This is a genomic window from Stieleria neptunia, assembly GCF_007754155.1.
Classification (GTDB): Bacteria; Planctomycetota; Planctomycetia; order Pirellulales; family Pirellulaceae; genus Stieleria; species Stieleria neptunia.
In genome coordinates, this window is record NZ_CP037423.1 from 6,796,351 (window position 1) to 6,809,129 (window position 12,779).

Below are 12,779 nucleotides of genomic sequence, written 5' to 3' on the forward strand. Positions count from 1 at the left end.
CGACATCTGTTGAAAATGCTGTCGAAGTACCAGAAAGCGACGCGGCCGCTGCTGATTTTGCGTTGCTCGATTCACCCGTTGCTTATGCCGGTGTTGCCTTCGTCAGTGCGATGATTTTGATGGTCGAATCGCGTTGCCAAAAAGACGTTCGCTTGAAACGCAAGGCAGGCTGTTGAGCTGTGATTTGGGCTGACAGCCGGTGTGATGTTCGCCTCCCCGACGGTATCCCACAGGCGACTTTCCACTCCACCGTTTGAACGCGTTGCTAAAGGAGGAAGGTGACTCGTATCCGACCAAGATCGCGATGTTCGCAATCTCGACGGTACTTTCTCGCAGCAACCGACAAGCCTTGTTCATGCGAATCTCGGTCAGATACTGCAGCGGTGGAGATCCGACGCAATTGCGAAACCGCTCCGAGAACGCTGACTTGGAAATCTTGGCAATGCGAGCCATCTGAGGGACCGACCAAGGTCGCTGCGGCGATGTGAGCATTTGCTTCAGCACGGGGCCGATCGCCGGGTCCGTCATTGCTTGTCGGATATGCATGTCGCTTTGAGTGTTTGTGATTGGTACGCCACGATTCAACTCGGCGGCGATTGTTCTTACGAACACGAGTTCGGCCAGCCTACGGACAGTAAGCTGCCAACCTGCTGTCGCTTCGCGTCTGGTTGCTTGCAACAGATCGAGCATCGGGACACAGGATTTCAACACGTTGTCGCGACGATGATTGAGGTGGAGAACGTCTGGCAGGCCAATCCCGAGTGGATTGAGCGTCAACTCTGAGAGACTGAATTGTGCGTAGACGAAGACCGTCTGACCGACGTCCGAGTCCATCTGCCAAGTCGGGTCGCGGATGCGATCACCAATCGGTTCCGCATCACAATCGAGCTCGCGAAGCATTCTGTGCGCTTGCCCCTGTGTCGTAATGACATGGTCGCCCGCGATGACCTTGATCGGTTCGGTGCCCGGCTGATCGCATTGAAGCCAACCGCCGCCCTGAGTGAACACGTACATGCTGACAACCTTATCTGGCACGCGCAAACCCCAGCGATTGGGAAAGGAAAACTCGACCGCTTCCCAATCCGGTAGATAGAGTTTCTCAAGCAGTACCGTGATGGGGTCTTCACTGAAAAAGCTCATCCTCGCTACCTTCTCCAGGCGGAGCGAGCACCAATGAACCGAGTCAGCTGTGGAGTACAGCCGAGGTCCGTCGTCACCCCATTTTGATCTGCGCTGTTACTTTCAGCACCGGTATCCGTCGAATTTTCGTCGGTCGGCGTTGGGAAGTTTCTCAATCCTCGTCCGCCAAAACCACGGCCCCAGGGGTTGTGCCGCGCCCATGGAGTCCACCGTCGCCTGGGGGCAACGTCAGGCTCTTCGTTTGTTGACACCGTTTCATCCGCGTCGTCGGTCAGGCCATCGTTCGCGACAGGATCGTCGATGAAGGCGCCTGTGGCGGGTGCGTAAAGTGCCAGGATCGCATCCACGTCCGAAGCCGGTAGCGTGGTGAAGAATTCATGTGGCGAGATGGTTTCGTTTAATGTGCTGTCGGCGGCATCGTTGTGATCCAGGCCGAGTGCGTGGCCGATTTCATGAACCGCAACCAAAACCAGGTCCGTGGCTCGACTTCCCAATGCGTTGCCGACCTCCCAGATTTCCGCAGAATCAAACTCGACATCGCCGGCGATTCGCGCGGGATTCACATCGTCGGGAAAGTATGCCTGCGCCAAAGTTCCGCCTGAACCATCGATCGACTCGAATGAAAAGTCGAGTGAATCTTGAAGCCCAGCTCGATTGGTTGGCATGAAATCGATAGCGGCGACATCAGACCACGCCTTCAATGCGGTCTCGATCGCGGACTGAACCGTTGCCGGATCGAGTCCCGAGCCGGACGCATCAATGTGATACGTCAGTGTCGCCGAACCGAGTCCGGGGCCATCCCAGCCGAGACTCGCCGCCATACATCTTCGACACTCCAACGCTTCCGCGCGAAGCAATCGACTTGATCCTTTGTGCTTAGACATGACATTCCTGTGGTTGGACGTGGAGCTCCGGCTTTCTGTTCATTAGCAGCGACCTAATCCAAATCGGAATCCGCCCGGACTGCCAAATCCTCGTCCACCGAATTTCCTCCCGAAGAATTTTTCGGTTTGTTCACCAGCACCAAGTTCGGTATCACCGCCATCGGAGAAGGATTCGTCGACCTCAATGCTGTCCGCTTCATTCGTTTGGCCACGCTCAAATCGCCTTCAATTGCACTGTCATGCGCCAACGAGGGTCAGTGAAAATCCTTCGCTCACGCTTTGGGTGATCATTTCAGGGGACACCGCAAATTCAACAACTGATCAGCCCTGGAGCCGGCCCGTATTTATCCAGACAGAATCAAGTTGCGGGATGTCACAAAGATCCGGGAAATTTCTTGATGTCCCAGTGAGTTTTCTTGGACGGTTGGACAGGTGCTGTGACTTTTCGGACGGCGGTTCCGCCTGTTAGGTATGGAAACCACGCAGAAAAACCCCGCGACCGAGACTCTTCGATCGGTCGAGGATTCGCACTCGGAAAACTTCGCCGCCCTGCTCAGTTGGTGCCGCAGCCATCTTGCCACTGGCTGTAAGCGTTGCTCTTTTTCGTAGGAGCCTCGCGATGCGGAACTGCGATACAGTCAAAAGCGGATATTGAAACTGCCACGAGAAATGGGGCGACGGCCACGCGGAGCGGCAGGAGCTGGTCGATAGTAGTACGGCGTGACCCGCCGCGTTTCAACGATCACGGGCACCGGTGTTGCTGCAGCAGGAGTAACGACTTGCTGAACAACAACGGGCTTGGGATCGTTCGGTTGTCCGATCGTTGCTCGTTGCATCGCCGCAATCACCGGTTCACGCACGCCGTTGTCGTGCAGGGTAATGATGTCAGAAACTTGGGGGCGGTACTGAACTCCTCGCTGGCTGATTTGATTGATGATGATCGTGTCGCTCAATCCGCTGGCCGTCATCGAAATCACGTCCGCCATCGAAATGGCCGCTTGCCTTTGGATTGCCTGCTGCTGCAGTGCGTACTGCTGCCGCTCTTGTGCCTCGCGTTTTTCCTTATCGGCTGCGTTTCCCAGCAACCCACCAGTGATCGCACCAATCGCGCCTCCGATCGCTGCGCCTGCACCGGCCTCATCGTTGTGATCGCCGATCAGACCGCCGGTGACCGCTCCCGCCAATCCACCGAGAACCGCTCCGCGTTGCGTATTCTCTTGAGCGGTGGCCTGCGTCATACTGAATCCAAAAATCACAACGGTTGCCAACGTGACGCGAATGCGGATCCATCTGTCGTTCGTGTTCATAACCATTCCTTGGTGTAGAGTTCTGAAAGCCCATTCGATGGAATGAGGAACTATGAATCTTTTCGTCCAATTCCATTCGAAAGGCAACGCCATTCACGTGAGAAGTTGGTGTTTCGGAGAATCGAGCAAGTGAGAGAAACAGTGACAATTACCAGTAAGACTCCAGGCTAATCGTGAGCCCCTGCCCAGGCTGATGGCTGTCGATCATTGCCAATTGCGACGACGGCCTTGGCCTCGCTGCTGGATCGCGCGTTGGGCTGAGGCGCGCTGGTCCTTCCCCAAGCCAGCGCGGTGTGAATCACTTCGGTCATCGCTAGCGTTGTGGATTGCTTTACGATCGGATCGAGCAGTCGGCGGGACGCATCGTGGTCGTCGGAAGAAACGCCTACAAAACCCGCAGCATTGAAGCGAAGATCAACGTCGGACTCCTAAGCGATGATCTCTCTCGCCACGTTGCCGTGGACGTCGGTCAAGCGGCATCGTCAACGGCAGGCAGCTTCCGCTTCGGCGGCATGACGAAGTCTTGGTGTGTGATCGCATTGTACAGCCAGCTCTCTTCCAGGTTTCCCGGCACAACGGCCGGCCCGGTGCTTCCGCCGATGTGTGTTAGCTCGCGTGTGTCCTGCCTGCCTTGTTGGAATGGCAACCGTAACACTCTCGCACCAACACCGGACGAATTTCCGACTCGAAGAACTGCAATTTTTCGGGCGACAGGTCTTCCGCGATGGCCTGCGTCGAGAGGCCAGTCATCAGCAGGGCGACTGCAATTCGAATGAACGTCATGATACGATTCCGTTTGACTTTGATTCGTAGTGAAGTTGCGTTATCGCGAATCTTGCCAACGCGTCGTTTGAGGATTGTGTGCCCTTTGGCTTTGCGAATGCACGGCTGAACTGTGTAGCACTGGCAAAGTCAGTGCCTGCCGAGGCAGTCCCTTCAACAGCTTTCAACTCGCCGACACAATGCCGCAGGGCCGCCGCCTCGTCACTCATTCGCGGGGCAATCTCGGCCCAGGCTTGTGTGTACATTTCAATGAATTCTGAGTCACAGATCATCCGATTCCGGGCGGCATTGCGACGATGCCCCAGAATCTCAAACTTGGCCACACCCAAGGCCCAGGGAAGAAACGGGCGCGAATCGTTGTACTCTGAAAACTTCTGCAGCAACGCGAGTGACGTGCTTTGCATGATGTCGCCAACGGCCCACTGGTCCCGAATCAGCGAGGCGACGTACTGACTGACCGTTGGCTGAGCATCAGTCCAAAGTTGTGTAAATCGAATCTGCTGATGTTCTTCAAGCATTGCCGTGTTGACACCTGCATTTGAGGGTTGATGCCTGTACTCTCCACGAATTCTCTCAAGTGTGACAAAAGATTCTTGAAGTCCTGGTCATGCCCGCAAAACCGATGAAAAACTCCTCCCACCATTTACATCACGGCAGTTACCTGCAGCACACAGGCAAGTGTCCGATTGAGAAACTCAACGATGAGACAGAATGTGATGTCCATCGAAACACGCAGCATTCGATTTTCTCGTCTGGCGATGGTGGTGCGTCTCCCCTTCGCACTGTTTCTGTTGGGCACTGGCATGATGACCATGGGCCTTGCCGTGAACGGATCCCCGGTCAGTGATCGGCCGGATGACGTCGGCCGATTCATGATGGCGATTGAGGCGACAGAGGTCGTGCAGTTTTCAAGTCGTTGATTTTTTAAAGGGTTTTCAACACTCTCCCTCTGGCAGAGTCGAGCGTAGCGAGGAGAGGGTTCTCTTTGCTGCTTGGGACGCGACTCTGGCAGGTGAAATAAAACTCTCGATTCACCTTTCGACCTCCCCTCGCTTCGCTCGACCCTCCTGCCAGGAGGGTTGCTTTAAAAAACTGCACGACCTCCAAAGAAGACGGCTTGATCGAGGGCTCCTCTTCGGACGGTCGTCCGAAAGCTCCCCCGAGTAGGACTCAAACCAGTGAAGCGGCGTGCAATGCGATGAAAGAAAATGAATCGTTGAACTCTGCAAGTGCCTTGCTCGCAGTCGCGTGCTGCACACTGCCCCGAAATGGCACGAACCGATGGAACTCGGTGAAGCCGGCGAACGACCACGAAAATCCCACGAAAAAAGCCGCCGATCGCATTGGATCGGCGGCTTTTCGTTCGTAAGTGGAGGTAGACGGACTTGAACCGACGACCTACGCGCTGCCAGCGCGTCGCTCTCCCAACTGAGCTATACCCCCGTTTGGGCCCCCATTTGGAATCCGATCAAAGCCATGGGGGAGGCATGTTGGGCCCGTCGCAACGGGCTGACCAACTAATCAGGAGCGGTATTATCAATCCGACGGCCGATTCGTCAACCCGCGTTTTGGAGGCAAAATCGAGGTCGCATCGAGGTAGCTCGGCGCGGCGGCGGGGCGCGCCTACAATCCGCTCCTGAATCATCGAAATCCCTGAAAAAGCGTCTGCTTCGAAAGAACACGCGTCCCGAGATCCTGAATGTCCACCCGCCGTCGCGCCCGCGAGATCGTTTTACAGTTACTTTACGAAGCCGACGTCAACGGCACACGCGATGCCGTGTCGGCGCGCCGGTTTATCAAGTCTCGGCTGCAGGGCCGTTCGGCCTTGTCGGCGTTTGCCGAGAATCTGCTGACCGGAACGCTGGAACATCGCGAGCAAGTGGACCGGCATCTCGCCCGACTGGCCAAAGGCTGGGCGCTGGGGCGGATGGCGATCACCGATCGCAACGTGATGCGCATGGCGGGCTACGAGATCCTGTTTTCCGAAACGCCCGGCCGCGTGGCGGTCAATGAAGCGGTGGTGTTGATCAAACGCTACGGCGACAAAAACAGCCCGCGGTTTGTGAACGGGATTTTGGATCGATTGCTCAAGGAATTCGAGGCCAACGCATTGGGTGGGGCCAGCGAACAAGACGCCTCCCAAAACGAAGACGCCTCCCAAGACAACGACGGTTAGGCGATCGACCGATGCCCGAAGTCGTTTCCTGGTTAGGGCCTTGGCTGGTCGTCACGCTCGTGCTCTCGGTCGGTATCTTTGTCCAGGCGGCGGCCGGATTCGCCGCCGGCATGCTGATCATTCCCACCCTGTTATGGCTGGGGTACTTGATCCCCGAGGCCAGTATGGCGCTGTTGGTGGCGACGATTCCGCAGAACATCGCGGGCGTTTACGCGCTGCGGGAATCGATCCGGCCGAAGACCATTCTCTGGCCCGGGATTGGACGCGTCGCCTTTTTTCCACTGGGAATCATCGCGCTGATCGCGATCGAAGAAGCGTTTCCGTTGGTGCGGATCCGACAATTCGTCGGCGCTGTCGTGCTGGCGGCGACGATCGCGACGGTCCTGTATCACCCGGTCCCCAAGGCCAAACTGTCGCCGATCTGGGCCTGGATCGCGTTTCCCATCTCAGGTTTCTTGCAAGGGCTGGTCGGGATGGGGGGGCCCGCGATGGTGTTTTGGGTCTCTGCCCATGACTGGAACACCCGTCAGATTCGCGGATTCTTGTTTGCGATGTACCTGACCAGTCTGGCGCCGGCGATCGTCATGCTGTTCGCTTTCTTTGGCGATCGACTGGTCACCCCGGCGCTCAATGCCGGTGCGTCGATTCCCATCCTGTTGTTGGTCACCTCGCTGGGACTTAAATTCGGCAACTGGCTCGGACGCAACCGTCTGCGAGGCGTTACCTTGGGGCTGCTGTTCTTGATGGGGATTCTCGGCCTGGCCTCACCTTGGATCCGCCCAGGCTAGTGCGATGACAAAAAGGCATTGGATATGATCGCGGAAATGGGATCTCTGCTGACCGGTGACGCGATCGTTGCGTTGCTGACGTTGACGTTGATGGAGATCGTGCTGGGGATCGACAACATCGTCTTCATCGCGATCATCACCGGACGCTTGCCGCCGGAAAAACGCTCGTTCGCCAGACGTTTCGGACTGGTGTTGGCCATGGGCATGCGGATCCTGTTGCTGCTGGGAATCGGCTACCTGATGCAACTCGTCGGGCCGCTGTTTCATCTGTCCGACTATGTCCCGCTGGAATCCGTTGCCGAGTACCTTCGCGAAAACGAAGAAGCGGACGAAATCAGCGGAAAAGACATCATCTTGCTGCTCGGTGGTCTGTTCCTGTTGTGGACTGCGGTGCGCGAAATCCATCACAAGATCGAGGGTCAGGAAGAGGAGGCCGAGATCGGAAATCTGCCCGGTGACAGCGGCGGATCATCCGATGGGATCGACCCCGTCACGCCGGAAACGCGTGCGAGCGTCACCGTCGGCGGCGTGTTGTTCCGAATCGCCTTCATGGACGTCATCTTTTCGCTCGACTCGGTGATCACCGCTGTGGGAATGGCCAAAGAAGTCTCCGTCATGGTCACCGCCGTGGTGATCAGCGTTTTGGTGATGATCGCGTTTGCCAACCAGATCAGCGAGTTTGTCCAGGAACATCCCACCGTCAAAATGTTGGCCTTGTCCTTCTTGATCTTGATCAGCGTCGTGCTGATCAGCGAAGCCTCCGGGACGCCGATCAGCAAAGGCTACGTCTACTTTGCGATGGCGTTTTCCCTGATGGTCGAATTCCTGAATCTGAGAATGAAGATGAAACGCGTTCGCCCCAGCCGCGGCGAAGGTGAAACCGGAAGCGTGAGAGGTTAAGATGGTTCCAGATCTCAGATTTCAGATCTCAGATTTTTCTGCCCTCCGTTTTTCTGCCTCTCCCTCCCTCTATCCCCCACACCAGTGATGAAACGATTCGCGTTGGCCCTGCTCTCGGTCTGTTTACTCCTTTTCCCGTCGCTCGCCCAGACGACACCGATCCAAGTCGGCGCCGCCAATCTCCAATCCGGTGATGCGGTGGTTTTCCTCGGCGACAGCATCACGCATCAGCGACTTTACACACAGTACATCGAAGACTTCTTCATCACCCGGTTTCCGAGTGTGCCGCTGAAGTTCCACAACGCGGGAATCGGCGGGGACAAAGCCTGGGACGCACTGCAGCGTCTCGACCGCGACGTGCTGTCGAAGAATCCGAAGCTGGTCACGATTCTGTTGGGGATGAACGACGGACGTTATCAAGCGTTCGATCATGCAATCTTTGAGACCTATGAAACCGACATGACCGAATTGTTGGACCGTCTGGAATCCGCCGGCACGACCGTTTCGCCGATCACGCCGACGATGTTCGACGCCGTCGCCGCCCGCGCCAATTTGAAAAAACGCCCCCGCGAAGAGTCCGCGCTGCGTCAGTACAACGCCGTCCTCGCCTACTTTGGGACTTGGTTGCGTGACGAGGCAGACCGTCGTGGCATGCGGTCGATCGATATGTTCGGCCCCCTGAATCACCTGACTCGAGTGGCGCGTCAGGATGATCCGCAGTTCACCTTCATCAAAGATGCGGTTCATCCCGGCACCGACGGCCAACTGATCATGGCACACGCCTGGCTTGAAAACCTGGGCATGCAAGGCCCGGTTTCGAACATCACGCTCGTGCCCACAAAGAAGGGTTATCGCGCACGGGCCACCGGTGGCGAGGTGAGCGAGCTGGTCGGTGCGGACGGATCGATCGAATTCACCTTCCTCGCCGAATCACTGCCGTGGGTCACCCCCGCAGACACCCAGGTCGCCGCCAAGATGCTGAAGCTGGACCATAAATTCAGCCGCGAAGGGTTCCAGGTCCACGGCCTGGCGCCCGGCAAATACGCCCTTTCGATTGATGGCACACCGGTCGGCGAATTCACCCACACCCAGCTGGCCGCCCATGTCGAACTGCAACGGTTCCCCTCCACCCCCCAATCCGTCCAGGCGGCCAAGGTCGTGGCGATGAACAAAGCCAGAAACGAATCGACGATCAAAGACCTTCGCGGTCACTGGTACACCGCTCGCAACCTGGCACGCGATCAACGCAGCCTGGCCCAAGCCGGTGATGAAGCGTCCAAGGCGGCGTTGGAGAAAAAGGTCGCCGCGGGAGAGCAAAAGATGGAAGGCTTTGAAGAAAAACTCGCAGCCCTCGAACAGAAAGCCGACGAAGAATTGGCGGCGATCTACGAAGCCGCCCAACCGGCCCCGCACCGATACGTGCTGCAACCGGTCGAGTGATGCGCGACGCGAAAGCGTACGGCATGCCAGTGCCAGTGTGCAGGCTTGAGAGACCGTCCAGCTTAAGGCGATCGCTTTTCTGATGTACGATGGCCCTTCCGGGCCGTCGCCCGTGGGGCTCCCGACGACGACCTCAACTCGTTCCAAGGCTCCGGCTTGGAACGCAAGGCCGGTGTGGCTCCGCCACACGCCGTCGGCGAGCCAGGAGGCGGGAGCCTCCATGGCAGTGTGTTCCCAGGCGGAGCCCGGGAACAAGGGCAATGGACGTCGTACACCCCTCCGCCTTCCGAGTACGATGGCCCTTCCGGGCCGTCGCCCGCTGGACTCCCGACGACGACCTCAACTCGTTCCAAGGCTCCGCCTTGGAACGCAAGGCCGGTGTGGCTCCGCCACACGCCGTCGGCGAGCCAGGAGGCGGGAGCCTCCATGGCAGTGTGTTCCCAGGCGGAGCCCGGGAACAAGGGCAATGGACGTCGTACACCCCTCCGCGTTCCGAGTACGATGGCCCTTCCGGGCCGTCGTCCGCTGGACTCCCGACGACGACCTAGAAAGGACGTCGTACAACGGTCCGTCGCAGTGACCGGGAATCACCTCAAAACTAAACACCAACGTTGCTACGGATCGCGACGGAGATCGTCGGGGGCTTGCGTCAGCTGCGCCGCAAAGTGGTTTCGCCATGCCGCTTGGTCGTATCGGTAATCGACGCCCGGTGCGATTTGCCGTAGCAATTCCAACGCGGCGGGGTTTTGAACCGTTTTGGTTCGCACCTCTTGCTTGCTGCCGGTGGAAAGCCCCGAACCGCCCAGGCTGTTGCTGCCGACAGACATGCCGGGCCCTTTGGGTGTCAAAGATTTGTGCGTTGTGATCAAGGCATCGACGTATTCTTGCCAAAGTTCTGGGTCGGGAAAGTAGTTCAATGCGCGAAGGGCCGCGGTCACTTCCACCGGCTTGCGATTGTCGCCCTTCAAGATCGGCAGATACGACGCGACCGCGGACGACCCGCCGTACTCCTGAAGCTGCAAGAGGGCGGCGGTGCGGATGCCCGGATCGGGCTCAAAGATTCCCGTTCGAACCAACGCCTGGACTGCGACCGACGTCTTCAACGCCCCCAGTCGTTTGACGTAGATCATCCGCAACGATTTCGGATCGGGTTTGTTCCCTCGCGACTTTTCAAGGGCTTCGGCCAGCGCGGTCGATGCCAGCGGATCATCGATGGCTTGGATCGATTCGAGCGCTTCGGCAGACCGTTTTCCCGGTCGCAACACCAGCCCCCTCAGCTTGGTCAATTCTTTGATCCAGAGCTTCGATGCTTCGTCGAACTCGTCGCGTCTTTGTTCACGAAGATAAACCTCCGGGACCTCCCATCCCCCTGCTGTCCGCATCAATCCGCGGCGTCGTTGCTGATCGGCAAAGAGCACCCATTCGTTGCCGTCGCGAACATAGTCGAGCGCGGCTCTGGCTTGGGAATGATTGGGATCGATTTCGATGGCTCGCTGAAAATGAAAGTCACGCTGTGCCAACAGACCATTCCCCTTACACGCCCGCGCCAATTGACAGTGCGCCTCGGCGTCCTCGCCCACTTGGGCCAACTGCCGACGGTACCAGACCAGTTTTTCCTCGCCGTCGCCGACCGTCTTGACGACCCGGCTCAGGGGAATCGCGAGTCGCATCTCCGGATCCACTTCCACAATCACATGCGGTTTCGATCCGGTGTCCGTCTTCCGCACAATCTTTCCATCGACCTGCACCCCGCCACGCAATTCCAAAGTGTCGCCATGGGCCCGCGGTGCGTCGACGCAAAACGCCCCAAGTGCCAGCAGCAACACGAACCTCAACGGCAGACGCGAATGGCGAATCAAATGTGTCATGGCAGGTCTGTTTGACGAGAAGAAAGAGAAACGGCCACGGTGACCGGGATGCTGCCTTCGTTGGTGTGCCGCCTTGAGTCGCCGTCCAGCTTAAGGCGATCGCTTTTCTGATGTACGATGGCCCTTCCGGGCCGTCGCCCGTGGGGCTCTGCGCGACGACCTGGAAAGGACGTCGTACACCCCTCCGCCTTCCGAGTACGATGGCCCTTCCGGGCCGTCGCCCGTGGGGCTCTGCGCGACGACCTGGAAAGGACGTCGTACACCCCTCCGCCGACCACCTCTCACCCATTCGGTCAGATCATTCAGATTTGTCACGTTTCGCGCTAGCCCCAAGCTGGACGGTCGCTAAAGCCTGGACACCGCGGCGTTGCCGCGGCACCAGTACCCTCGGATTGTAACATCCCGCGGGCTCACGCCCGCAGCGTTTTTATCGGCTTTTCGCCCGTCCGCCCGCGAATCAGCGTCGCCGGGAGCCGAAATCCGCTCAACCCGATCCCCAAACCAGCCGATACCATACTTGACTAATCGGATCAACTTTCTATTGTTATCCGGCTGTGTGGCCGCAGGAGCGGCCGGTCTCGAGTTTTCTGCCTTCCTGAAAGTCTGACGATGAAACCCGTCTCGACCGCCGAACCGTCCATCGAACCGGAGCTGGAGCGTGCTGCCGGTGGACAAGAGTCTGTCCCTACGGCCGCGTCGCTTCCCGTTGTGACGGGCGGTGACGCCGACAGCCAGCCAGCGGAGGACGAATTGCAAGGGGCGCTGGCGGCGGATCCCCCGCTGGCGCCGACCGAAGAGTTTTTAGCGGAATTGGCCGACCACAGTCAGCGGCTGGAAACGGCCACTCCGCAACAGATCCTGGCCTGGGCGGTGGAGCGTTTTGCGCCAAAATTCTCGATGGCGACGGCATTTGGCCCCGAGGGGATGACGATCATCCACATGCTCAGCGAGATTGCTCCCGAGACGCCGATTTTTAACCTGGAAACCGGCTATCAATTCAAAGAAACACTGCAATTGCGTGAAGCGGTCAAGCAGCGTTACGGGATCGAAGTCGAATTCAAGTACCCACAACAAACGGTCCAGGAATACGAAGCGGCCAACGGCGGGCCGGTTTACAAGACCGATCCCAATCGATGCTGCTTCGATCGCAAGTTACGTGTTTTAAAAGACGCGGCGCGGGGGCTGCACGCTTGGGCCAGCGCGATCCGGCGTGACCAAAGCGAAGATCGTGCAAAGGCTCCGATCGTCGGCTGGGACAAAAAATTCCAGCTGGTGAAGATCAGCCCACTGGCCAATTGGACCAAGAAAGAGGTTTGGAGTCTGATCAGCAAGCACGACATCCCTTACAACCCGCTGCACGACCAGGGCTATCCGAGCGTCGGCTGCTGGCCATGCACGCGCGCCAATTTACTCGGCGAAGACGAGCGTGCGGGGCGATGGAGTGGGTTTCAGAAGACCGAATGCGGGCTTCATGACTGAAAACGGGGAGAGGA

Annotated in this window: 13 protein-coding genes and 1 tRNA gene; 6 read left to right on the plus strand and 8 right to left on the minus strand. The window is 58.1% G+C overall.

All coding sequences use genetic code 11. The annotated features are described in order from the left end of the window. Positions 1 to 102: 102 nt before the first annotated feature. The 6 genes from Enr13x_RS23645 to Enr13x_RS23670 form a co-directional block, all read right to left on the minus strand. Positions 103 to 1,140, minus strand: a complete 1,038-nt coding sequence (locus Enr13x_RS23645; protein ID WP_145389306.1) for an AraC family transcriptional regulator — start codon at positions 1,138 to 1,140, stop codon at positions 103 to 105. A gap of 5 nt (positions 1,141 to 1,145) precedes the next feature. Further along, the gene (locus Enr13x_RS23650; protein WP_145389307.1) at positions 1,146 to 2,024 is read right to left on the minus strand and encodes a matrixin family metalloprotease; all 879 of its coding nucleotides are present in this window, start codon (positions 2,022 to 2,024) and stop codon (positions 1,146 to 1,148) included. Positions 2,025 to 2,662: 638 nt separating this feature from the next. Next, entirely contained in the window at positions 2,663 to 3,424 is a 762-nt protein-coding gene (locus Enr13x_RS23655; protein WP_231743745.1) for a glycine zipper domain-containing protein, read from the minus strand. 376 nt (positions 3,425 to 3,800) lie between these two features. Beyond that, positions 3,801 to 3,986: a c-type cytochrome domain-containing protein gene (locus tag Enr13x_RS39565; RefSeq protein WP_315856904.1), complete on the minus strand. Its 186-nt coding sequence runs from the start codon at positions 3,984 to 3,986 to the stop codon at positions 3,801 to 3,803. Beyond that, positions 3,938 to 4,114 (minus strand): hypothetical protein, encoded by a 177-nt coding sequence (locus Enr13x_RS39075; RefSeq protein WP_231744485.1) that lies wholly within the window; start codon positions 4,112 to 4,114, stop codon positions 3,938 to 3,940. The genes Enr13x_RS39565 and Enr13x_RS39075 overlap by 49 nt, the downstream gene beginning before the upstream one ends. Beyond that, on the minus strand, positions 4,111 to 4,632 hold the full coding sequence (locus Enr13x_RS23670; protein WP_145389308.1) for a sigma factor: 522 nt from the start codon (positions 4,630 to 4,632) through the stop codon (positions 4,111 to 4,113). The genes Enr13x_RS39075 and Enr13x_RS23670 overlap by 4 nt, the downstream gene beginning before the upstream one ends. Positions 4,633 to 4,830: 198 nt before the next feature. On the opposite strand from Enr13x_RS23670, the gene Enr13x_RS23675 reads away from it, so the two are divergent. Continuing rightward, a complete protein-coding gene (locus Enr13x_RS23675; protein ID WP_145389309.1) occupies positions 4,831 to 5,034 on the plus strand; it encodes a hypothetical protein in 204 nt (67 codons plus the stop codon). A 450-nt stretch (positions 5,035 to 5,484) separates the two neighbouring features. Here Enr13x_RS23675 and Enr13x_RS23680 read toward each other — a convergent pair. Continuing rightward, a tRNA-Ala gene (locus Enr13x_RS23680) sits at positions 5,485 to 5,557 on the minus strand. Positions 5,558 to 5,813: 256 nt separating this feature from the next. Between Enr13x_RS23680 and nusB the strand changes: the two genes are divergently transcribed. The 4 genes from nusB to Enr13x_RS23700 all read left to right on the plus strand — a co-directional run bounded on the left by nusB (position 5,814) and on the right by Enr13x_RS23700 (position 9,418). Continuing rightward, a complete protein-coding gene (nusB, locus tag Enr13x_RS23685) occupies positions 5,814 to 6,290 on the plus strand; it encodes a transcription antitermination factor NusB (RefSeq protein WP_145389310.1) in 477 nt (158 codons plus the stop codon). Positions 6,291 to 6,301: 11 nt separating this feature from the next. Continuing rightward, entirely contained in the window at positions 6,302 to 7,078 is a 777-nt protein-coding gene (locus Enr13x_RS23690) for a sulfite exporter TauE/SafE family protein (RefSeq protein WP_145389311.1), read from the plus strand. Between the two features lie 36 nt (positions 7,079 to 7,114). After that, the gene (locus Enr13x_RS23695; protein WP_145389312.1) at positions 7,115 to 7,978 is read left to right on the plus strand and encodes a TerC family protein; all 864 of its coding nucleotides are present in this window, start codon (positions 7,115 to 7,117) and stop codon (positions 7,976 to 7,978) included. Between the two features lie 87 nt (positions 7,979 to 8,065). Further along, positions 8,066 to 9,418 (plus strand): SGNH/GDSL hydrolase family protein, encoded by a 1,353-nt coding sequence (locus tag Enr13x_RS23700; RefSeq protein ID WP_145389313.1) that lies wholly within the window; start codon positions 8,066 to 8,068, stop codon positions 9,416 to 9,418. Between the two features lie 614 nt (positions 9,419 to 10,032). On the opposite strand, the gene Enr13x_RS23705 is transcribed toward Enr13x_RS23700, so the two are convergent. Further along, positions 10,033 to 11,286 carry a HEAT repeat domain-containing protein gene (locus Enr13x_RS23705; protein ID WP_145389314.1) on the minus strand — a complete coding sequence of 418 codons (1,254 nt, stop codon included), beginning with the start codon at positions 11,284 to 11,286 and terminating at the stop codon, positions 10,033 to 10,035. A 609-nt stretch (positions 11,287 to 11,895) separates the two neighbouring features. On the opposite strand from Enr13x_RS23705, the gene Enr13x_RS23710 reads away from it, so the two are divergent. Beyond that, a complete protein-coding gene (locus Enr13x_RS23710) occupies positions 11,896 to 12,765 on the plus strand; it encodes a phosphoadenylyl-sulfate reductase (protein ID WP_145389315.1) in 870 nt (289 codons plus the stop codon). The last annotated feature ends 14 nt before the right edge of the window (positions 12,766 to 12,779 follow it).

Excerpts from the sequence above, each read along its gene's own strand:
- Enr13x_RS23695 (WP_145389312.1), top strand. The coding sequence starts at position 7,115 with ATGGGATCTCTGCTGACCGGTGACGCGATCGTTGCGTTGCTGACGTTG.
- Enr13x_RS23645 (WP_145389306.1), bottom strand. The coding sequence starts at position 1,140 with ATGAGCTTTTTCAGTGAAGACCCCATCACGGTACTGCTTGAGAAACTC.
- Enr13x_RS23670 (WP_145389308.1), bottom strand. The coding sequence starts at position 4,632 with ATGCTTGAAGAACATCAGCAGATTCGATTTACACAACTTTGGACTGAT.
- Enr13x_RS23655 (WP_231743745.1), bottom strand. The coding sequence starts at position 3,424 with ATGGCGTTGCCTTTCGAATGGAATTGGACGAAAAGATTCATAGTTCCT.
- Enr13x_RS23650 (WP_145389307.1), bottom strand. The coding sequence starts at position 2,024 with ATGTCTAAGCACAAAGGATCAAGTCGATTGCTTCGCGCGGAAGCGTTG.
- Enr13x_RS23675 (WP_145389309.1), top strand. The coding sequence starts at position 4,831 with ATGTCCATCGAAACACGCAGCATTCGATTTTCTCGTCTGGCGATGGTG.
- Enr13x_RS23710 (WP_145389315.1), top strand. The coding sequence starts at position 11,896 with ATGAAACCCGTCTCGACCGCCGAACCGTCCATCGAACCGGAGCTGGAG.
- nusB (WP_145389310.1), top strand. The coding sequence starts at position 5,814 with ATGTCCACCCGCCGTCGCGCCCGCGAGATCGTTTTACAGTTACTTTAC.
- Enr13x_RS39075 (WP_231744485.1), bottom strand. The coding sequence starts at position 4,114 with ATGACGTTCATTCGAATTGCAGTCGCCCTGCTGATGACTGGCCTCTCG.
- Enr13x_RS23700 (WP_145389313.1), top strand. The coding sequence starts at position 8,066 with ATGAAACGATTCGCGTTGGCCCTGCTCTCGGTCTGTTTACTCCTTTTC.
- Enr13x_RS23690 (WP_145389311.1), top strand. The coding sequence starts at position 6,302 with ATGCCCGAAGTCGTTTCCTGGTTAGGGCCTTGGCTGGTCGTCACGCTC.
- Enr13x_RS23705 (WP_145389314.1), bottom strand. The coding sequence starts at position 11,286 with ATGACACATTTGATTCGCCATTCGCGTCTGCCGTTGAGGTTCGTGTTG.